The organism is Persicirhabdus sediminis, from assembly GCF_016595495.1.
Taxonomy (GTDB): domain Bacteria; phylum Verrucomicrobiota; class Verrucomicrobiia; order Verrucomicrobiales; family Akkermansiaceae; genus Persicirhabdus; species Persicirhabdus sediminis.
This window is the reverse complement of the sequence record NZ_JAENIM010000042.1, coordinates 23,706-45,371: the sequence shown is the minus strand read 5'-3', so window position 1 is coordinate 45,371 and position 21,666 is coordinate 23,706. Positions and strand designations below refer to the sequence as shown.

The 21,666-nt window shown below is 50.4% G+C and carries 15 protein-coding genes; 5 read left to right on the top strand and 10 right to left on the bottom strand.

Going from position 1 to position 21,666, the window contains the following annotated elements:
- Positions 1 to 123 precede the first annotated feature (123 nt).
- Together JIN82_RS12505 and JIN82_RS12500 are read left to right on the top strand one after the other, a co-directional pair.
- Positions 124 to 1,374, top strand: coding sequence for an alpha/beta hydrolase family protein (locus tag JIN82_RS12505; RefSeq protein ID WP_234041997.1), 1,251 nt, complete (start codon positions 124 to 126; stop codon positions 1,372 to 1,374).
- Positions 1,375 to 1,878: 504 nt separating this feature from the next.
- Positions 1,879 to 2,841 carry a hypothetical protein gene (locus JIN82_RS12500; protein WP_234041996.1) on the top strand — a complete coding sequence of 321 codons (963 nt, stop codon included), beginning with the start codon at positions 1,879 to 1,881 and terminating at the stop codon, positions 2,839 to 2,841.
- A gap of 1,345 nt (positions 2,842 to 4,186) precedes the next feature.
- On the opposite strand, the gene typA is transcribed toward JIN82_RS12500, so the two are convergent.
- A complete protein-coding gene (gene typA, locus JIN82_RS12495) occupies positions 4,187 to 6,007 on the bottom strand; it encodes a translational GTPase TypA (protein WP_200311985.1) in 1,821 nt (606 codons plus the stop codon).
- A 347-nt stretch (positions 6,008 to 6,354) separates the two neighbouring features.
- Here typA and JIN82_RS12490 point away from each other — a divergent pair, with 347 nt between their 5' ends.
- Positions 6,355 to 7,083, top strand: coding sequence for a DUF4328 domain-containing protein (locus JIN82_RS12490; protein ID WP_200311984.1), 729 nt, complete (start codon positions 6,355 to 6,357; stop codon positions 7,081 to 7,083).
- Between the two features lie 361 nt (positions 7,084 to 7,444).
- On the top strand, positions 7,445 to 8,905 hold the full coding sequence (locus JIN82_RS12485) for a GLUG motif-containing protein (RefSeq protein ID WP_234041995.1): 1,461 nt from the start codon (positions 7,445 to 7,447) through the stop codon (positions 8,903 to 8,905).
- Between the two features lie 9 nt (positions 8,906 to 8,914).
- On the opposite strand, the gene JIN82_RS17615 is transcribed toward JIN82_RS12485, so the two are convergent.
- The 3 genes from JIN82_RS17615 to ligA form a co-directional block, all read right to left on the bottom strand.
- Positions 8,915 to 10,648 (bottom strand): bifunctional protein-serine/threonine kinase/phosphatase, encoded by a 1,734-nt coding sequence (locus tag JIN82_RS17615; protein ID WP_200311982.1) that lies wholly within the window; start codon positions 10,646 to 10,648, stop codon positions 8,915 to 8,917.
- A gap of 22 nt (positions 10,649 to 10,670) precedes the next feature.
- Positions 10,671 to 12,152 carry a NarK family nitrate/nitrite MFS transporter gene (locus tag JIN82_RS12475; protein ID WP_200311981.1) on the bottom strand — a complete coding sequence of 494 codons (1,482 nt, stop codon included), beginning with the start codon at positions 12,150 to 12,152 and terminating at the stop codon, positions 10,671 to 10,673.
- Between the two features lie 81 nt (positions 12,153 to 12,233).
- Entirely contained in the window at positions 12,234 to 14,504 is a 2,271-nt protein-coding gene (gene ligA / locus JIN82_RS12470; RefSeq protein WP_200312074.1) for an NAD-dependent DNA ligase LigA, read from the bottom strand.
- A 95-nt stretch (positions 14,505 to 14,599) separates the two neighbouring features.
- Between ligA and JIN82_RS17520 the strand changes: the two genes are divergently transcribed.
- Positions 14,600 to 15,175, top strand: a complete 576-nt coding sequence (locus JIN82_RS17520; protein WP_325099509.1) for a sugar O-acetyltransferase — start codon at positions 14,600 to 14,602, stop codon at positions 15,173 to 15,175.
- A 255-nt stretch (positions 15,176 to 15,430) separates the two neighbouring features.
- Here the strand turns inward: JIN82_RS17520 and JIN82_RS12460 are convergent, their stop codons facing one another.
- The 6 genes from JIN82_RS12460 to JIN82_RS12435 form a co-directional block, all read right to left on the bottom strand.
- Positions 15,431 to 15,865 carry an ATP-dependent zinc protease family protein gene (locus tag JIN82_RS12460; protein ID WP_200311980.1) on the bottom strand — a complete coding sequence of 145 codons (435 nt, stop codon included), beginning with the start codon at positions 15,863 to 15,865 and terminating at the stop codon, positions 15,431 to 15,433.
- The gene (locus tag JIN82_RS12455; RefSeq protein WP_200311979.1) at positions 15,862 to 17,001 is read right to left on the bottom strand and encodes a succinylglutamate desuccinylase/aspartoacylase family protein; all 1,140 of its coding nucleotides are present in this window, start codon (positions 16,999 to 17,001) and stop codon (positions 15,862 to 15,864) included. Before JIN82_RS12455 ends, JIN82_RS12460 begins: the two co-directional genes overlap by 4 nt.
- Positions 16,998 to 18,215: a RimK family alpha-L-glutamate ligase gene (locus tag JIN82_RS12450; RefSeq protein WP_200311978.1), complete on the bottom strand. Its 1,218-nt coding sequence runs from the start codon at positions 18,213 to 18,215 to the stop codon at positions 16,998 to 17,000. The genes JIN82_RS12455 and JIN82_RS12450 overlap by 4 nt, the downstream gene beginning before the upstream one ends.
- Positions 18,216 to 18,660: 445 nt before the next feature.
- Positions 18,661 to 19,245, bottom strand: coding sequence for a hypothetical protein (locus tag JIN82_RS12445; protein WP_200311977.1), 585 nt, complete (start codon positions 19,243 to 19,245; stop codon positions 18,661 to 18,663).
- Positions 19,246 to 19,582: 337 nt separating this feature from the next.
- Complete coding sequence (locus JIN82_RS12440; RefSeq protein WP_200311976.1) at positions 19,583 to 19,873, bottom strand: hypothetical protein; 291 nt, start codon at positions 19,871 to 19,873, stop codon at positions 19,583 to 19,585.
- Positions 19,874 to 20,495: 622 nt separating this feature from the next.
- On the bottom strand, positions 20,496 to 21,623 hold the full coding sequence (locus JIN82_RS12435; protein ID WP_200311975.1) for a M20 family metallopeptidase: 1,128 nt from the start codon (positions 21,621 to 21,623) through the stop codon (positions 20,496 to 20,498).
- Between the last annotated feature and the right edge of the window lie 43 nt (positions 21,624 to 21,666).

Below are 21,666 nucleotides of genomic sequence, written 5' to 3'. Positions count from 1 at the left end.
TTTCCGTATTGAAATAACAGTTCGTTTAAATCTGTTAAATTTATGTGTATTTGTATGATCGGTAGTGGCTTGGCGAAATTGTTTCGTGCTAGTTTGTTGATGTTAGCTTGTTGGGTGATACTGATGTTGTCCTCAGCTCAAGCCAGCTCGGAGGAATGGAGAACTTGGACAAGTAAAGCCGGCAGCCAGCTGGAAGCCAAGCTGGTGAAGCGTAGTGGTGACCAGTTAGAGTTGCAGCGTCGTTCAGGCGGCAAGTCAGTGACATTGAAATTGAGTCAGCTTTCAGAGGAAGACCAACAATACGTGCGCGAGCTTCCTGAACCCGAAGAGGAAAAAGGAGCGACAAGCGTGTCTGGAGTTGATGCCAAACCGGGCGTTGTTAGCGGTGAAATCAAATGTCTATCAGACTCTCGTTGGAGTTATCATTTGTATTTACCAGAGGGCTTCCACACAGCTCGCGAGTGGCCAGTGATGTTGATCATGGCTGCTGGTGGCGGGAATAAAACCAGCCCGCTCAATCGTTACCGTAAGGGAGCGGATCGTTTGGGGGTGATCTTAGTTCTATCAGTACAATCGAAGAATGGCTTCGACCAGTGTGACCTGTGCAATACTACGATTCTCAATGACGTTTATGATAGATTGCCGCTGAGCTCTGGCTTGGCTATGACTACTGGGTTTTCTGGCGGCTCACGTTGTGCTTTCATGATGGCTGAGTTAGATAAACGTGTCGCTGGCGTTTTAGCCTGTGCTTCTGGTCACCAAGTGTATCCAGATAAGGGGGAACCTCGTGAGGCTAGGATAAGTAGGTCTACCTATATTTACAGCCTGATAGGGACCAATTGTTTCAACCGCTCAGGGGCGACTGTGACACATAACAAATTCTCTAAGAGCTGTCGTTTGCGGTTTTTCCCAGGGGGGCATTCATGGGCTGGATCTCCTTATATCGAGGAGGGTATGGCTAGGGTGTTAGGTGAGGCATTTATGGCTAACCGCAGCTCTACGGAAAAATCTGACCGCGATCGATATTCTAAAGTGATGTGGGAGTGGACGCAGGAGATGGTAGACGATCAACCGTGGGAAGCGTACGGGTGGGCTGAGTTTTTGGCCGATTTTGATGGTGATAGCCAGGTGAAATCCGACGCTAAATCACTAGCTAGCAAGCTGGCTGGAAATGGCAAAGTTCAACAGGCCCAGTTAGCTGAAAAAGATATCTTCAGATTTGTGACCAAACATTATAACAAGTTCATGAAGCTTGATGAACACAAAAAGGCCAATCCCTCTAGAGAAGCGGAAGGTCAGAAGTTAGCCGATAAATATTCAGGTCTTCCACATGCCGAGTTGCTAGAAAAGCTAGCGGCTAGAAATACCAAATAGTTGTGGTTCGATTGGCCTCCTAACGGAGTGGTGTTTCTGTGATATTTCAGGACATTATTGTTCTTTTTAAACTGCCCGGGGCTGAAGCCTCGGGCTTTGTTCTTTGGCGCCTTCGGCATTTGGCTGGGTGTTGGCTAGCTGGCTTATTGGGTGCAGCAGAAGGCAGAAGAGCTTTCAATGTGAAGACTGCGCATGGCATCGTCTGAGATTTAGCTTTTGCCAGAAGATTTCCTACCTGAATCTACTCAGGAATTTATTAGTCGGGGGTAATGAATAGATGACCTAAAATTTAGGGACTGTATTTTTAGCTGTGCCCTCATGGTAAATTTAAACAAAATGAGCTTTTATTTGATTAACGTATTGTTAGTTTGTGTTGGATTGTTTAACTGACTGTGCGGTAAGCGCTTGTTCACATGATCGCTCATCAGATGGCTGATAAGCGTAGGCCTCTCAGGGAGTGTAATGGTGAGCGTTTGCGGCTAACAAATACAAGACATCGGAAAAATGAAGATCAAACAGATTATAAGTTATCTAATACTAATGGCTTTCATGCCAGTATTCACCTTGAGGGCGGATGTGTATTGTCACAAAGAAACGGGAATCATACTACCTTCTGAAATTGCAGGGCATAGCATCGGTGAAGTACATGTATTTGATAAAAAGGAACTGGGGGAATCAGTTTCTTTTTATTATCAAAATTCAACAGCAACCATATATCTCTATGATTCTGGACGCAAAGATCTTAAGGATGATTCTGGTCATAAATTGATCATTGAAGAACTTTCTAACGTCACTGAGCAAATCAGAGCAATGCAAGAGGCGGGGCGGTTTGAAAATGTAGATATTGGGCGGAAAGCAAGTGTGCAGGGGGACGGTAGCTCCTTCGCACTCATTTCCGTTCCAGCTAGCTATAATATAGTAAAAAATGCTAATTCAGAAGAAAAGGTAAGCTCGCGTCAAACTCACTCACTGATTAGTGTTGGGATTTATAATAATCATTTCATCAAAATTCGATATAGTTTTGATCATGCGAAGCAAGATGAGGTGGATAAGGCTAATGAGCAAAGGGACGCTTTTATTCGTAATGTTAGAGGGTGTGTCTTGGAAGCGAACCTGAAAGAGGATATTGGAAAAAATATTCAAATTTACCGCGAAAATCCCTATTCCAATGAGGCTAAGGCTGCATTGGCCGAGATTTTTACATATGCAGAGGAAAGTGTTTTAATATCAATTTCTATCAATCAAAATGATATGCCGTGGATGACATTGAAGTATCCATACGGTACGGAGTTACTGGGCGCTTATATTGTTGGTCAGGTTGATTATCAGATTTCAACAAACAAATTTGAAAGCAATCACAAGGCTGGGATGCAAGAGGCTCTGAGAGTGTATCAAGGCTTAGTTGCCAAAGACGAAAAAGCTAGAATTGATTCGTTAGACGAATTGGCTGCTAAAAAAGTGAACTGACTGTTTCTTGATTATTTGAAGTCGAGGAAATGGAAATCATGTAAAAGCAGCCTTGTGCGCAAGTTGGTTAAGGGCATGGTAGGTTCCATTTTCCCTTCGGGAAATCCTTTGCTTTGCTTGGCTAACCACGGGTGGCGCTCGCTGGGCTCGCTTACCCGCGGCTAAAGTCTGTAAGCCCTCCGGGCTAGCCAGCTAGGTGGATATTTCAGCTAGTTAGACATGGTTAGCTAATGGGGGGATGGCTTCAGAGCACAGGGGAAAACGGCCATACCTCAGACTGTTTGTCTATATATTCTGTGTGTCGCTCTTTCAGAGCTGGGATTGTGTCTGGTGCTGGTGACCTATGGTTGCGTTGCACCTTCGGCGCTGCCTTACCATAGGCTAGGCTGTTGGATGCCTTTGGCATTTGGCTGGGAGTTAGCTAGTTTGGATGAATGTGAGCTAGCTGGCGTGGTAGGAGTTTTCTGGTGTCCTTTCAGGACACTCTTGCTTTGCTGAATCTACCCAGGGCTGAAGCCCTGGGCTTTGTTCTTTGGCACCTTCGGCGCGGCCTAACTATAGGCAGGGATGTTATACTGCATCGGCTTTTTTGTAGGGCGCAGACTAGTCAGATAGGCGCTAGCTAGGTTTGATGAGTATGTGCTAGCTGGAGGGTTCCATTTTCCCTTCGGGAAATCCTTTGCTTTGCTTGGCTAACCACGGGTGGCGCTCGCTGGGCTCGCTTACCCGCGGCTAGAGTCCATCAGCCCTTCGGGCTGGCCAGCTAGGTGGAGCACTTTGGGTCGGGTTGTTAGAGGGGGCTCAGTTTGTCTGTCTGGTCATGCCTTGTACCGCTCTTTCAGAGCTGAGAATTTATGTGTGGCTGGGTCCTATGGTTGCGTTGCACCTTCGGCGCTGCCTTACCATAGGCTAGGCTGTTGGATGCCTTTGGCATTTGGCTGGGAGTTAGCTAGCTAGATTAGATGAGTATGTGTTAGCTGGCGTGGTAGGAGTTTTCTGGTGTCCTTTCAGGACACGCTTGTTTTGCTGAATCTACCCAGGGCTGAAGCCCTGGGCTTTGTTCTTTGGCACCTTCGGCGCCGCCTAACTATAGGCTAGTCAGGTGGATGAGTTTGATCCAGCGGGTCGAATGGGGAAGGATATTCTTCCAATGCAAAGGAGCTAATGCAAAGGAGCCAATGCAAAGGAGCCAATGCAAAGGAGCCAATGCAAAGGAGCCAATGCAAAGGAGCCAATGCAAAGGTCTGAAAACTGAAAACTTCCGACTGAAAACTTTTGTGAAAAAAAAAGCCAGCTGGACGGATCCAGCTGGCTGATGAAATGAGTTAGTTTTTTGGGGAAGATTTTACTCTTCTGTTTTTGGTTTTTTCTCGGCGCGCTTACGTTCGTGCGGGCAGAGGATGCGCTTACGGATACGCAGGTGGTTAGGAGTAGCTTCGAGCAGCTCGTCGCTCTCGATGTACTCGATAGCACGCTCGAGTGAGAATTTCACAGGAGGCATGAGTGCGCCGTTGTTGTCTTTACCAGCAGCACGGTGGTTGGTGAGTGCTTTTGCTTTGATAGCGTTGACGCTGAGGTCACCCATACGTGGGCTTTCACCGATGATTTGGCCTTCGTAGATGTCGTCGCCTGGCTCGATGAAGAGCTTGCCGCGGTCTTCGAGTGCTTTCATGGAGTAGGTCATGGCGGTACCTGTATTGCCTGAAACGAGACAACCGGTGGTACGAGTGACGATGTCACCACAGTGTGGTGCGTACTCCTTGAACAGGTGAGACATGATACCGTGACCTGATGTGAGGTTGAGCAGCTCGAACTCGAAGCCGATGAGGCCACGTGTGGAGATGACGGCCTCGATGGTAGATCCGTGGGCGTTGGTGCCCATGTTGTGCAGCTGAGCGCGGCGGGCGTTGAGTGCCTTGATGACGCTGCTGAGGTATTCTTCTGGGATTTCTACGAAGAGAGTTTCGTATGGTTCGCAGAGTTTGCCGTCGATCTTCTGAGTGATCACGCTTGGACGAGATACGAGTACCTCGTAGCCTTCACGACGCATGGTTTCTACCAATACTGAGATCTGCATGGCGCCACGAGCTGAAACGTCAAATACACCAGCCTGGTTGGTATCTTCTACTTCAATGGAGATGTTGGTTTTCACTTCACGCAGCAGGCGATCGCGGATGGCACGTGAGGTCACGTGTTTGCCGTCGCGGCCACCGTAAGGGCCATCGTTGATGGAGAACTGCATGCGGATGGTAGGAGGATCGATGTCCACAAATGGAAGTTGCGCAGTGTCTTCGGTAGCGCCGAGTGTCTCGCCGATGTCTACGTCTTCGAAGCCAGCTACACCGATGATGTTTCCAGCTACACCTTCTGCTACACCTTCGGTAGCGAGTGAGCTGTACTCAAATACTTTAGTGACGGTGTTGCGTACTTTGGTGCCGTCTTTGCGCAGCAGCCAGATTTTGTCACCTTTCTTCACGCGACCTTGCTGAACTTTGCCCATAGCCACACGACCAACGTAGTCATCCCAGAGGATGTTACTTGCCAGCATCTGGAATGGTGCGTTTTCGTCTGCATCTGGTGCTTCAACGTTGGCAACGATTGCCTCGAGAAGTGGAGTCACGTCCTTGTGCTCGTCATCAAGGCTGTTGATGAAGAAGCTGTTTTTCGCTGATCCGTAGAGGAATGGTGCCTCGAACTGCTCGTCGGTAGCGCCCAGCTCCATGAAGAGCTCGAGTACTTGATCATGCACAGCTGCTGGCTGGCAGTGGTCGCGGTCGATCTTGTTGACCACTACGATTGGCTTAAGTCCCTGCTGGAGTGCCTTGCGCAGTACGAAACGTGTCTGAGCTTGTGGGCCTTCGTAGGCATCCACGAGAAGAAGTACGCCGTCTACCATCTTCATGACGCGTTCCACTTCACCACCGAAGTCGGCGTGGCCTGGAGTATCACAGATGTTGATGGTGTAGCCATTCCACAGAACAGATGTGTTTTTTGCTTTGATGGTAATGCCCTTTTCACGCTCGAGATCCATGGAATCCATGGCGCGCTCTTCGACTGCTTGGTTCTCGCGGAATGAACCGGCTGCTGCCAGAAGTACATCCACTAGAGTGGTTTTGCCATGGTCAACGTGAGCGATGATGGCGATGTTACGGATCTTTTCGGTCATAAAATAAAAGGCGCTGGCTGGAATGCGCGCGCGGCAATGTTCACATTTTCAGCCAAATAGCAAGCCGCACTTTTGATTTAAACGCGCTATTCTCAATACTTTGTGAAAATTCGCAAACACTTGTATTGCCCCATTTTCCCCAAGCTCTGGTTTTCTAGGACTTAGCTAATCGTCAACCACTTGCTGCTGGCTGACGCCGCCATCATCCAGCTAGGTAGTTTGGTTTTCTTAATCATCAACCAGCTGGTATTGCTATCCTGTTTGTTGGGCCCTGTCAGAGTCTGATAATAGCGAGTTTAGGCAAAATATCGACTTGTTATGAGATGTTATTTCGTTAGTTTTCCGCCATGAGCGCTGAAACAAACCCATATGTCGTAACGGCTAGTGGCTTAGATGTGAATGCTGGAACCCCAGGTGTGGGAGCGGATTCTAAGTACGGTTCCTTTAGAGATATCAAGGGGCTTGGTAGAGTGTTAGGTTATCTGTTGCTCGCGTGTGCTGTGGCGTCAGCTCTGCTGGGTATGGCTTACGTGCTTTATTATTCGGTGCTAACTACCTTTGAGGTTGATCTGAATTATGCTCGTGCTGAGCAGGTGGAGCGTGCTCTGGGCGGTATTGCTATTCTGGTACTCGTGGTTTACATCGCCACATTTATAACTTTTGGCATGTGGACAATCCGCGCGATGAAAAATACGTGGGCATTGAATGAGGCCAAACACGGGGGATCTGATCATTTGATGTCTCCCGTAGCCTCTCTTGCGTGGTATTTTTGCCCCATTGCGAATTTATGGAAGCCATTGCAAGCTGTTCAACAAATGCGTGATGTGGCGTTTGGATTAGAAAAGGGCATGAAGTTAGCCCCTTGGTGGTGGACGTGGATCATCGCTAGATTTCTAAGCCGCATTTCAGGCAAGCTACCTCTGGATACCATCGACGAGCTGATGGTTTCGTCTATGTTTGATGCCGTGACCTCTGTGATCGATATTGCCTGTGCTATCCTAGCCTACTTCGTGATCACCAAGATGACTAGACGCCAACAGCAACTAGCTGCCGAGCTGGAAGCTAGCACAGTATAGAATGCTGTTAGTTGTTGGGCTGTCACCCAGCTGGTATTTCTATCAGCTTTGGATGTGCTGGCTGGATGCGGGAAATATCTATCCTGCTAGGTTTTAGCTAAACCGAGAAACTGGATTCTTGATTGTAGTCCATTTATTATCAAGGCATTAACGGGGTGGTATTTTTTCGCGGAATCTCACTGTTGGTTTTCAATGAGTAAGGGTGTTTAGTTGTTTAGTTGTGAACGACTGTATAGGCTTGAGGTCTTTTGTTACGTTTTAAATTAATTAGATTAGAAGGTGAATTATCTGTAGATCAATGCGCTAGCTTGTTATTGGTCTGACTTTTTTTTATTTTAATTAATTTTCAAATAACATGTTAATGATTGACGTTAAATCTATCAATACTGCCATTTTTACACCCTTATTTCTAGCTATTGGTCTGGCTGGAGCCTCAGCCAATGATCCAGCAGTGAATGTCAGCATACAGCTGGACAGCGGCAACTGTGTACTCAGCTGGCAGGCTAACGATCAGGCTTCGGGGTACAAAATCTGGTTCAGTGAGAACTTGATAGATGGCTTCCAGCTGATTGATGAATTGGCTGATGGGAGCGCGGCTTCGTGGCAGCAGCAGCTTGATTTTGCCTGTGGGTTTTACAAAGTTGAGCAATTGGTAGATGAAGTCACCACTGATCCAACAACCGGTTTCGCCGCGGGCTCAGGAACGAGTGATGATCCCTATCAGATAGCCGCGGCAGTCCATTTGCAAAAGCTATTCTCAGACAGCTCTCTGTGGGGCGATTCATTTAAACTAACAAGAAATGTTTCTATGGCAGGTGTAGAGGTAGCTGCTGGGGTAGGTACCCTCGAGGAACCATTTTCTGGCGAGTTCGACGGCAATGGATTCACCATATCTGGCTTGGCGATCAATCAGCCTGAAGCATCAGGCGTGGCCATGTTTAGCGAACTCTACGATGCGAGAATTTCTAACGTGGTGATGGATGAGGTTAATATTGTCGGGTGGGCTGATGTTAGTGCATTAGCTGCCTACGCCGAGGATTCGGTGATTGAAAATTGCCATGTGCTAGGCGGCTCCGTCACTGGAGTCAATGCCGTGGGAGGTGTGGTAGGAACTCTGTATTATGCGGAAATCATATCATCTAGCTCAGCGGCAAATATTACCGCCACCCAGACCGGCATAGGTGGTCTTGTCGGCGCGATGTATGGATCTACCGGCTTGGTAGAAGATTGTTGGGCTAGCGGGAATGTAAGCTCTAGCAACAGCTATGTGGGTGGTTTAGTTGGTGATGCTAGCAACGAGGCTGTGATTCGCAATTCATATGCTACGGGTAAGGTTACTGGCTGGGAATTTGTTGGCGGCTTAGTAGGCCTTGCTCAGCGCAAATGTGTCATCGAATATTGTTATAGCTCATCGGATGTGAGCTCTGTTATGCTAGCTGGGAAAACCAGCGCCACACGAGCTGGTGGCCTGCTAGGTGAGGCCGAGAACAGCACCGTTCAATATTGTTATGCGGCAGGAAATGTCACAGGCTATGAAATGGTAGGCGGGCTGTTGGGCAGTTGCTATAATACCGCGATCACCGAATGCCATTCGCTGGCGTTTGTTACAGCTGAGACTTCTGTTGGCGGTCTGCTAGGGGTTCATGCCTCGGGTAATTTAAAGCGTAATTATTGGAGCATCGATGGATCTGGCCAACAAAGTTCCGCTGGCTCAGTGACTGGCCTGACCGCTGCTGAGATGGCTGAGCAGTCGTCATTTGTCAGCTGGAATGCATCCGTTTGGGATTTCAGCGGCGACTATCCTGTGCTCATCGCTCAGTGATCTAGCTGGCTAAAAAACTAGGGAGAGTATTAGCAGGATAAATAAAATCAGGCTGATGCCTTTCCACAAGAGCAGTGGGTTGCGCTCTAGCAGTGGCTGGAATTTGGCTCGTTGGAACTCGGGGTTAGGTGCCTTGAGGTCCTGGAGAAATTCAGACAAACTGTCGTAGCGCAGGCTTGGGTTGATGCGCAGTGCTTTTTCTAATGCCTGATCCATCCATAGCGGCACAAGTGGCTGGATCTGGTAGCTAGGTCGATATTCTAGCAGGCTGAAATCGCGCAGGTTATTAGCCTTTTCCCATTTTTTCCCGTAGGGTGAGCGGTCGCCAGTGAGCATGTGATAGATGATCATGGCGATGGAAAATTGATCGGCGGCGGTGGTGGCATCGATGTTGAGTCGGTATTCTGGCGCGCTGTAGTCGACGGTTCCCAGCGCAACTTCGCGGTCGAAATTCACGCTGATCTCGTCAATGCCTGCGATGCGGCTAGACCCGTAGTCGATGATTTTAACATGCCCATCTCGATCTAGCAGGATGTTGTCGGGTTTGAGATCTTGGTGGATCGTTTCCTTGCGGTGCAGCGCGCGAATGCCGGAAATGATCTCGCCAGCTATGCGAATGACTTCCTGAATGTCGGGAGATTTGCCGTAGGCTTCAATCCAATCACTCAGCCGCGTGCCCATGATGTGCTCCATCAGGTAGTACTGTGCTGATCGCTCGTTAGGGCGGGAAATGATTTTCAGTAAGTTTCTGTGTTCGAGCCGTTTGCCTATCCATTCTTCCATGGCAAATCGCTCGATGTAGGCGGGGTCGTCGATGAAATTGACCGACGGTGCCTTGAGCACATATTCCAGCTGGCTGGCTGGATCGCGCACCAGATAGAGTGTGCTGCGCGGGCTCTCGGTGAGTGTGCGGATGATTTCTAAGCCATCGAGTTTGTCTCCCGCTTTGAGGTCGGGCGGGAATGGTAGCTCGCTGAGCTGGCGCATCGATTCATCGCGGTTAGCTGCGGGCAGCGTATCCACGCGAATGATCTGGCAGCTGAGGTTATCTTTGCTTTCGTTGAGTAAAGCTTGAGCTGCTAGGTTTCCAGCGATGGTGTCTAACTCGCTAGCTGACTCAGCCGCTTCTAGCTGGCTGGTCATTTCTTCTAGGCTGAGAAAATCGTGAATGCCATCAGTCGTCGTTAGGAAGATGTCACCTTGTTCTAACTCGACGGTTTTGTAGTCGACGCGCAGTGAGACATTCAGCCCCATGGCGCGGTTGAGATAGCGTGTTGTTTTGTTAAATTGGACGTCGTGGTCCTTGGTGAGCTGCTCGAGCTTTCCCTTACGCAGCCGGTAGATTCGCGAATCACCAGCGTGAAATAAATGAGCGGTGCGGGATTTCAAGATCACCACACAGATGGTAGAAATGTAGCCTTTTTCTTCTTCGTAGCCACCACTCTGGGTGAGGCTATAGAGCCAGCGATTGAGAGATGTTAGTACGCGCTGGGCGGAGGTTTTTACCTGCCAGCTATCTGGCGTAGAGTAATAATCACCGAGGAAGTTTTGTACGCAGATGGCGGCGGCTTCTTTGCCAGCGCTGGCGGCGCTAACTCCATCAGCTAGAACGGCGGCTATTCCTTTGGTTGCGAGAGAACTATCATTAGGTACTCGGATGCCGAGGCAGTCCCAGTTTTCATCCTTCACTCCTGCAGCGGAGTGTTGGCCAACACATATTCCTAATGATAGTTCAAGTTTCACTATGTAGCGGGTTCGTTAGTGACTAGCCCACTTCGATCAGCTCGACGGAGCCGTCAGGTAGAACCTCGCTCATATGTCCTTTTGGTTCATTGAGGAACATGGATGCGACGAAGCCAACGGCGCTAGTTGCCGCAATGATAAGGAAGAAGGTGGAGGCGTCAACGAAGGAGAATGCAGTCAGGAAGACCACCGCTCCAACATTGCCGTAAGCACCCGTCATGCCGGCGATTTGCCCAGTCATGCGGCGCTGGATCAGCGGGACCATGGCAAATACAGCACCTTCACCTGACTGGACAAAAAATGAGCACATCATGGTGGCTCCAACAGCAAGTGCTAGAGGCCATGCGCTACCGATCTGGCTCATAGCGAAATAACCAATGGCGAGGCCAACCATGAAGATCTGCATGGTGACACGACGGCCAAATTTATCACTCAGAAGACCGCCAGCTGGGCGAGCAACGAGGTTCATGAATGCAAAGCCAGCGGCTAACATGCCAGCTTTCACTGGGTCTAACCCGAAGGTGTCGATGAAGAAAAATGGCAGCATAGAAACCACTGCGAGCTCAGAGCCAAAGGTGATGAAGTAGTTCACATTGAGGATGGCTACCTGGCGGAATGGATAGCGGTGCATTTCTGGTACACCATTCTTCAGCATGTCTTTGTTTACTTTGTACAGCTGGGTGACTTGGAAAATGAACAGCGCTAGCAGAGCGGCATAACAGACATACATGATGTTAGTGGAGATGAGGCTTACACCTGATGGGGAAAGTTTCCATGCTAACAGGCCGAGTGCAAGGTACATCGGGATGTTCATGATAAGCAGGAAGTAGAAGTCGCGACGTGTGCTTACTTCTAGGCCGCCAGCTTTCTTCGGCTTGAAGTAAGTAGCTCCTTTAGGGGTATTGCGAACGTTGGCGTAGTAGATGAAGGAATAAACCATGGAGATGAGGCCAGTGGTAGCAATGGCGTAGCGCCAGCCGTGTTCGCCGCCAAACTTATAGGCGAAGAAGGTAGCGAGTGATGGCACAATCATGGCGGATGCTGCTGAACCGAAGTTACCCCAGCCACCGTAGATACCTTCTGCTAGACCAACTTGGCGAGCAGGGAACCATTCACCAACCATGCGGATGCCAATAACAAATCCAGCACCGGTGAAGCCCATGAGGAATCGGGTGATGGCTAGTTGTTCGTAGCTCTGTGAGAGGGAGAATGCGATACAGGTGATACCTGCAATGAAGAGTAATATTGAGTAAGTTAGGCGGGGGCCGAAGCGGTCGACCAAGATGCCGACGATAATCCTAGCTGGAATAGTTAGGGCGACGTTAACAATGAGTAGGGCTTTCCATTGAGCCTTGGTTAGATTGAAGGCTTCAGTAATGAAGGAACCGAGTGGCGCGTGGTTAAACCACACCATAAAGGTGATGAAAAACGCAATCCACGTGAAGTGTAGGGTGCGGATTGATGGGTTCTTCACCGCAAGAACATTGAGCTTAACTTGGGACATGCCAGCTGCACAGCAGCGAACATGCCAAGATAAACACAAGTTTGTCAGGAGGGGAGTTTTTTTGGATGAATTTGATTCAACTTAACTATTAATCATCGTCTCAAAGGCGGCTTCGTCGAGGATGGAAACGTTGAGAGACTGGGCTTTATCGTACTTTGAACCACCACCTTCGCCGGATAAAAGGAAGCTGGTTTTCTTTGAAACAGAACCTGAAACTTTTCCGCCAGCTTCTTCGATTCGCTTCTTAAATGCCGACCTTGGCTGCGAAAGTGTGCCGGTGATGACAAAGGTCATGCCGGTGAATTTTAACTCGCCAGCTTCAGCTGGAAGCGGCGCAAAGTTCTCTGACTGCGGGTTGATGCCTAGCTCGCGAAGATGGGCGAGCATGTGCTGGCCCGCGTCGGATTGTAGGTAGCTGAGCAGGCTCTGCACCGTGGCTGGGCCCACTTCTGAGCTGACCTGATAGGGCTCGAGTCTGGTATTGACGACGACCAGCTGGTCTTTGATGTCTTCGACCTGGCGTTTCCGTTTCTCTTTCTCCACCTCGTTAGCTGGTGGGTTAGATTTATTCCCTGGTGAGACAAACTTGCGCTCGGCTTCTAGCTGGGATGCCAGCTGGATGTCTTTGAGGATTTCGCTAGCTGATAGATCAAACAGCGATGCGTGCAGGCGCGACAACTCGCGTGCGCCAGACTCGCCCACTTGTGGAATGCCCATGGCAAAGATCCAGCGCGCTAATGGCATTTTGTTCTTTGCGTTGTTGAGTGAAGTTAGAATCGTTTCGGCACGTTTTTCACCAAGTCGGCGGGCTTTTGATTCGGCGCCAGATTTATTCACTGCGGGGTCGAGCTCTAGTTCGGCAAGCCGCTGTTCTGATAGCTGGAACAAATCGAGCGGTGTTTGCGCCAGCCCGTATTCAACTAACTTCACGGCGATAGATTCGCCGAGTCCGTCGATGTCGAGCGCCTTGCGTGAGGCAAAGTGAACGATCTTGGTGACCGCTTGCGCCGGGCAGGTGAAGTTTGTGCAGCGCCAGGCTACCATGCCTTCTTGTTGGGAAATTGGACCCGAGCACGACGGGCATTTGCCATCGACGTAGTCTACCAGATCAAATGGCTGAGCGTCAGCTGGACGTTTATCGAGCACTACTTTGACCACTGCTGGGATGATCTCGCCAGCCTTCTCAATGACCACGGTGTCGCCAAGTCTAACGTCTTTGCGCTGGATTTCTTCTTCGTTGTGCAGAGTGGCACGTGACACGGTGGTGCCGGATACGTGAACCGGATCTAGCTCGGCAACTGGGGTGAGCACGCCGGTGCGGCCTACCTGAATGGTGATGTTGCGCAGCAATGTTTCTACCTGCTCGGGTGGGTATTTGTAGGCGGATGCCCAGCGCGGTGCGCGTGAGGTGGCACCCAGTTCGCCACGTTGTTCGTAGTCTAGCAGTTTCACCACAGCGCCATCGGTGCCGTAGTCGAAGTGGTGGCGTTTTTCATCTAGCTCGCGGATGGCTGATAGAACACCATCGAGTGAATCGCAGTGCCAGATCGGGTCGTTGCGGCGGATACCTAGCTGGTCTAGCAGTTTGTGAAATTGATCTTCGTTGTCGAGCTCGTCGCCTTCATACGCGCCGATGCCGTGAGCGATGAAGTCTAGCGGGCGCTTGGCCACTTCTTTAGGATCGAGTTGTTTGAGGGTGCCAGCGGTGGCATTTCGTGGGTTGGCAAATGTCTGCAGTCCAGCTTCATCGCGCTCTTCGTTCATTTTAGCGAACCCAGAGTTAGGCATGAAGATTTCCCCGCGAACTTCGAGCAGCTCAGGCGCGCCAGCTGGAAGCGTGAGCGGAATGCGGCCAATCGTTCTGACGTTGTTAGTGATGTCGTCGCCGTGACGTCCGTCACCACGAGTAGCTGCGTAATCCAGCTGACCGTGACGGTAGACCAGACTAACGGCGACACCATCAATCTTTGGTTCAACGACGACTGGGATGGATGATTCTCCCAGTGCCTTTTGTACGCGCTGGTAGAAGCTGGTCATTTCTTCTTCAGAAAAGACATCATCGATGGAGAGCATCGGCAGGATGTGCTCGACTTGTGAGAACGAATCTAGCGGCGCGCCACCCACACGTTTGGTTGGTGAGTTGGCATCATCCAACTCGGGGTGTTTTTTTTCTAGCAGCTCTAGCTGGCGGAAGAGTTTATCGTAATCCGCATCTGAGATTTCTGGCTGAGCTTCGTTGTAATAAAGTCTATCGTGGCGGGCAACTTGTTCGCGCAGCTGGGCAATTTGCGCAGCGGGGGAATCGTCGGATTGGGTTGCTTGCTCTTCAGCATACGAGAATAGATCGTCCATGCGGGCAATCTGCTGCCAGCCAGCCAGATTTTCAAGTAACAATCATCAAACGCTGATGGTGTTGCAGATTGGCGAGATGGATTTATACATGGAGTATGACTGAGCGCGAAAAAATGCTAGCTGGCGAAAACTACAATACCCGCGATGACGAACTCATTGAGCTGTATTGGCGGGCGCGCGCTGCCCTAGCTGAGTTTGGCCAATCGATGGCGCGCCGCGATCGCATGGAAATTCTACAACCCATCATCGGCCAGCTGGCTGAGGATGTTTGGATAGAACCACCATTTTTCTGCGAATACGGGGCGCATGTGGAAATTGGTCCGCGCACGTTCATCAACGTGAATTGTTTTTTGCAAGACTCGGGGAATATCAAAATTGGTGCGGATTGTTTGTTAGGTCCCGGTGTGCAGCTGTGCTGTGCGCGTCATCCGCTAGATGCTAGCCAGCGCGTCGTCTCTGAGCCAGCTAACGGAGATGCGCCCTATACCACATCCAGCCAGCCTATCACTATTGGCAATAAAGTCTGGATAGGTGCCAATGTGACCATCGTCGGCGGAGTCACCGTGGGTGATGAGGTGGTGATAGGCGCCGGCAGCGTGGTCACCAAAGATGTGCCAGCTGGCATGTTAGTGCGCGGCGTGCCAGCCAGAATCGTCGGCCCAACAGCGTAAAGTTAGTTAGCCGCCATGAGGTGCTCACGGCGTCTAGAGTGCGCGTGCTTTAGCACCGCTTTAGTTCATGCAGCCAGACCGCAAATTAACCAGCTGCTAGGCTCTTTAGTGCCTATGCCAAGGGCTATGAAAACCAGTGAGGAGTTGAGGCGTCGTTCCAGCTGAAATTTGACTCCAGCTGAAATTTGACTCCAGCTGGAATTTGAATCTCTATCACTACTGGCTGGGCTCAGCTGTATTGGCAGCGATCTAGTTTCACTTTAGCGCTTTTTTCACGCGTGGCGTCGCCCAATGGTCGACGCTACTGTCGACAAGGAAACTCCCAGCTAGAGCCTCGCGCCCGAGCAGCATTCGGTGATTCATTCTCTTGCGGCAAGTCAGGCTAACAAGGATTTTCTTTTCCGCACCTCCGAGCTCCAGAGTGGTCTCTACGAAGATACGGTCGTGGCCATGTCCGGTGCTGCTACGCACATGTTTACGCATCGCAATGGGGGTTTCAAGAGTTAGGGTTTCGTTGCTTTTCAATGACAGCCGCAAGGTGAAGCGAACTCGATCTCCAGCTAGCTCTTCGATGCTAGAGCAGTCAATGGCGCTACTCTTTGCTCCTGTGTCAGCCTTCGCCCGAATGACGATTCCCCAGTCTGGCAAGCTCGCCCATTCTCTCCATCCGATGGTTGTCATTTGCTTCATGCCTCGTCACTTTCTTTGATTTCAATCTCGTCCTCATCAAGCTCGATGTGATCTACTACGGTAATATTTGTAGCTAGATGATCGCGAACTTGGTTCTCGAGAGTATCTTCTTCAAGCCCGTCTACACTTTTTTCTAGTGACCTGAATTGCTTACGAGTATCAGGGAGAGCAATATGCAAAATAGGATCACCTGGAGAAACTGCTGGCATGGTGGTCATGCCTAACACAATCCCTTGGCATGGGCTGACGATGGTCTCGATTTCACCACCTAACAAACCTGTATTTGTTGCCAATGGTTGACCTTTATCCACCGTATCTCCGGGGGCGACGTGAAATTTCAAAAATCCACCATTGCTAGCGCGCACCCAGCTAGAGCTTTGCACAATCATTTGGTGTGGTGAGGTATCTGGGCGTAAGTCATCAGATACGTCTATCATATCTAACTCAGACATGATGTGTATCAGCCCTCTTTGCGTAATCCCTTGCACGGAGGGTTCGACCTTTAATGCCTCACCAGCTTCAAGAATGATGGTTGGGCAGCCAGCTTGGCACGCTTCATGGCGGAGCGATCCCTCAGGACCAGTATTGTTGACGATCACCTCAGCACCAAAAACCTCTGCTAGACGTTCACAGTCGGCGTCATCCATATTTGCACGTACGTTAGGAAAGTTGGTGCGGCGTACGGCTGCGGTATGCAGGTCTACGAGGTAATCGCAGCGACCGACAACCTCTTTCATGATCAAGTGAGCAAGGCGACCCGTTAGGCTGCCATTTTTACTGCCAGGAAATGTGCGGTTTAGATCTCTGCGATCAGGTGTATAGCGGCTATGGCGCTCGAAGCCCAAGACATTGACCACAGGCACGAGAATCAGCGTGCCGCGCTTCAGCTCGAATGGCGGCTCTTGAATCAGGCTGCGAATGGCTCCAGTGCCATTGATTTCATCGCCATGTACCGCAGCTGTGATGCCGAGCACGGGGCCGTCTTCCATGCCACGCCAAACCATCAGCGGCAGCAGGACTTCTACTCCGGTAAAGGTTTCACCCGCTTTTAGTAGGATGTTTTTCTTCTCTCCTCGGTCAACGCTCTCATCCCCCCAGCTATCGATGGGCAATTTTTTACGCCGCTGTTTGCTCATAATGTGGTTTTTTCCTCAAGAGTTGTGCCTTCAGTGACCGGAGTTGCCGGCAACGGTTTCAGTTTGCGCTGACGTTTTGGTCGATCTGGGATCATCGATTTCATGTTATCAACCCTGCCATAACAAAGCAGCGTATCATTGGCCTCCAGCAGTCGTGTTGACTTAGGGTTAGATATTACGGAGTCGCCACGCTTCAGTGTTAGGATTACCACATCTTGGTCGCGCAGGCCAGTTTCACCAATCGTTTTGCCGATGAACATGCTGCCTTCGTGAATCGTAATATCGGTCACTCCGTAGCCACGGCTCACGGTTAAGCGTTGTCGCAAATCAATTTCAGGCATGTTGGATTGATCGCAGATGAAATCAATCACCTCGCCAGCGATATCAAGGCCGGTGGCCCCTTCAATTCCTTCCAGACCAGGCGATGAATTAATTTCCATAATCTGAGGGCCATCTTTGCCCTCGAGCATGTCCACGCCACAGACTTTTAAACCCATGATTTGAGCTGCGCGAACGGCTGCCTTTTCATAATCTGGATCTAAGGTGATTGCGGTAGCTAAGCCGCCACGGTGGACATTGCTGCGAAATTCTTGCCCTTGAGCGGTTCTGCGAATCGCACCAACCACACGGTCATTGATGACAAATGCGCGCACATCTTTGCCCTTGCTCTCAGCGACAAATTTCTGAATGAGAACGTTTTGGTTCGCGCTGTGCAATGTCTCGATAATCGCCTTAGCAATTTCTGGTTTGTCGGCTAAAATGACTCCAACTCCTTGGGTGCCTTCGATCAGCTTGATGATCACTGGGGTGCCACCAACTCGCTCGATCGCGCCAGCTACATCACTCTTTTGGCTGACGTATGCGGTGCGTGGGATGCCAATGTCGTGACGTGACAAAATTTGTAAACTTCTCAATTTATCGCGAGAATTACCAATGCCGCTCGCCGTATTTGGAGTATAGACGTCCATTTGCTCAAACTGGCGAACCACGGTGGTGCCATAGCGAGTGACCGATGCGCCGATGCGCGGCAAAATAGCGTCAGGAACATCGATGGCTTTCCCTCTGTAATAGAGATCTGGCTCGCCCTCTTCCATGTCTATGGCGAAACGCAACGGGTCCTGGATCAGCACTTCGTGCCCTCTGTTGTTAGCTGCTTCAACAAGTCTACGAGTTGAGTAGCACTGCGGGGCGCGAGAAAGAATAGTTAATTGCATTATATTTTCATGTAAAATGTGATCCTAAAAAAACCTTACGTACCTTTGTATGGGCGCGGGGAACAGCCGCAGCAAGCCTTATTGCTGTTCTACAGCAATTTTATGCCAGAGGGCTCGTTGTGCCAGTTTACATGAATCGGGCCATCTGCTGTTGGCGGGCAAATGGTGCTGGATTAGTGGACGAAGTTGGCGGGTGGATTGACGCCTGCTCTCATAGCCCGCAGTAAGTATTTGCTTACCAGCTGCAGAGCCATTGAGCGAGCGCGTCAGCTGCCCATGAGCTGATGGTCTAGCTAAGCTCACGGCGTCTAGAGTGCGCGTGCTTTAGCACCGCTTTAGTTCATGCAGCCAGCCCGCAAATTAACCAGCTGCTAGGTGCTTGAGCTCCCGTGGTAGTGGGGGGATGTGGCGGGACTGGGCTATAAGTAAAAGGGCGCCTACTGTTTCACTTGGTCTTCTGTCCGGATAGAGTTTTTTGATGTGCTGCATAGGCTTCTTGGTATGCTCGTCCCTGTATACTTGCACAAACATCATCACTGAGTTCACATTTTTTTGCAAAAGTCACAAGGTTCGCCTCATAGAGCTGGTTCGCTGGGAACTTAGATAGAGCGAAAGCGACTGTTATGCCATGCCCTGCTTCTAAGCATCCATCTAAAAAGCGAACTACTTTTGGCATCACCTCATTCCTATTCCAATCTATTGACTCTTCTTCGAAACGCATCATTTGAGCAAAAGCCAAACTATAGATCCTAATTCCTCCTCCGCCGTAAATTTTCTTAGTATTCAACATGTCAAATATCTTAGAGATACTGTCTGCTGGCAGGCTTTGCATATATTTGCTCGCTTCTAATGGAACTCGTTCTTGGCTGACAAAATAGAAAATAACATCTGTATCGTATTTCCCCATCACTACTTCAGGTGGCTTCTTGTTTTCCCTAGCTAATAGAGTAGGCGTCCAAATGAGAACTAACAATAATGATAGGCGTATTGCTCTATCAAATACTCGCTGGTTTATCTTGGTGAAATCCATGGTTAACTTATTCAGTTAGATGTTTTCTGTCTGAAATGACAAGGCTGCTTGATGGGCTGCTTGATGGGGTGCTTTTGGCTAAGCTATTAATCTGGAATCTATCAGGCATGATCTTACTAACGATCAATGATACCATTTGCTTAGGTGATCGACCTCCGTCTAGTAAGAAAGTTGAGCAGGGTGAATTGTATCGCTTCCATTTCCCCTACGGGGAACCAACCTGCTGCTAGGGATCCACGGGTTGCACTCGCAGGGCTCGCTGACCCGCGGCTAAAGTCTGGCAGCCCTGCGGGCTATAATCATTAGAGCGTCTAGCTAGCTATTCTTGCGCTAAGCACTATCTGCCTAACAATAAGGTGAGAATGATTATGGAGCTGAAAAGGGCCAGAGGAATGAGGCCTAAGATAAATAGGGCGTAGTAACAGCCAGCTGCTTTGCTGCGCCGGGAGAAGGGTGTTAGGCAGTCATTGCAGAGGTAGTTGTTAGACAGTGACGCTCGGTGAAAGATTGCCAGTACAAAACCAAAAATGGAGACCAGAGCGCTCGGGTAGAGACGATATTTTTTAGCGGACGGCGCAATATCAGAGCTGGCGCAATGAGGGCAGGCTGGATGCTTAGGTGATGGCATGGTTTTGGAGCAATAGGTCGGGCATTCCCCCGTTGTTAGTGAGTGGGCGCCTCAATGTTTAATGTCGAGAGTTAGGCATGAGAAGCGGTGAATGAGCGCCCTAATGATTAGCTAGCTAGACTTAGCCGACAAGGCTTAAGCTGTGGTAGGTTTATTCAGCTGTGATGGTCTATGACATCGTGCGCCTGTAGATGTTAGTTGTTTTCCTGTAGCCTGAGAAGCGGAAAGCCCGAAGGGCTCATAAGATTGTAGCCGCGGGTAAGCGAGCTTGCGAGCGCCCCCGTGGTTGGACGCAGCTAGTATGGATTTGCCGAAGGTAAAATGGAAGCCGTGGAGTTCGTTGGTGGCGGGGTTGCCAGCTAGTTTGACGCCTGTCGAGCTGTCTCGCTCCGCTGGAGCTTCTGTTTGAGTTGTCGTCTTGACCCAGCGTTGCGTTGCTCCTTCGGAGCTGCCTTACGCTAGGCTAGGCTGTTTAACGCCTGCGGCGTATTGCGAAATCTAGCTGGCGTGAATCAGCGATGTATGGGCTAGCTGGGACGATTTGTTATTTTCGGCGGAGTTTTCCAGCTGGAATAGATCGTCTAGCTAGCTAGCTGTTGGCTTTGATTGCCCTCATTGATTTTTACAGCGAGCGGATGAATTTTTCAAAAAATGTGAGCCCATCTTCGAGATCGTCGAGCTGGATGAATTCGTCGCAGGTATGAGCTTGGTCGATGGATCCGGGGCCGATGCAGATGGCGGGGATGCCGCCGGCATTGAGGTGGGCGGCGTCTGAGAACCACGGTGCGCCGGTGCAGCTGGTGGCTGGGCCAGCGGCACAGAGTTTGGTGATCATCGGGTGATCTGCGGCCACTTCCATGGGTGGGTTGCAGGTGAGTGATTTGGCGCTGATGTCTAGCGGGTAGTCGTGGAGGAATTTTTCCAGCAGGGCGAATGGTCCGCCGGCGTCATGCAGGCTGGGGGTGAAGCGGATGTCGAGCCGCGCGCTGGCTGCGGCTGGCACGATATTGGGCAGCGTGCCGCCTTGCATGGTGGCAATGTTCAGGCTGGTGGCGCCGAGCACTGGGTGGGTGAATTCTGCCAGCTGCGGAGCAAATTGTGCCTGCAGGGCGGTGAGTGCGCTGCAGAGCTTGAGCACGGCATTTTCCCCGAGATGCGGCTGCGACGCGTGAGTGGCGACTCCTGTGGCGTCTAGCTGTGCCCACAGGCACCCTTTGGTGACGTTGACGACTTGCAGTGAGGTGGGCTCACCGACGACGGCAAAGTTGTATTCATCGGCGTGATTTTTGGCAAAATGTTTTGCCCCAGCTTGGTCGGTTTCCTCGCTGACAAAGCCGACAAAATCGGCAGCGACGGCGGAAGTTTTCAGGTGGTCGGCGCAGTTTTTCAGCGCCATGAGCATGGCGGCCATGGGGCCTTTGGTATCGGAGGCGCCTCGTCCCCACAGCTTGCCGTCGCGGATTTCACCAGAAAATGGCTCGATGGTCATGCCTTTGACGCTGACGGTATCCAGATGGGGGCCAAAAAAGATCCGTGGTCGGTCAGCTGGTCCAGGGCAGCGGGCAATGACATTACAGCGGCCTGGTTCCACTTCTTCCAGAGTGACATCAAAGCCGGCCTCGGTGAGAAATTGGCTAACGACCTTGGCCATGCGCGCTTCTCCAGCGTGGTCAGGATTTTGGCTGTGCAGTGGGTTCACACTGGGTGTTTGGACAAGTTGTTGGAGCCACGAAACGATCTCATTTTGCATGCTTAAAGGCATATCAGGAATGGTTATTTTGACAATGATTCAG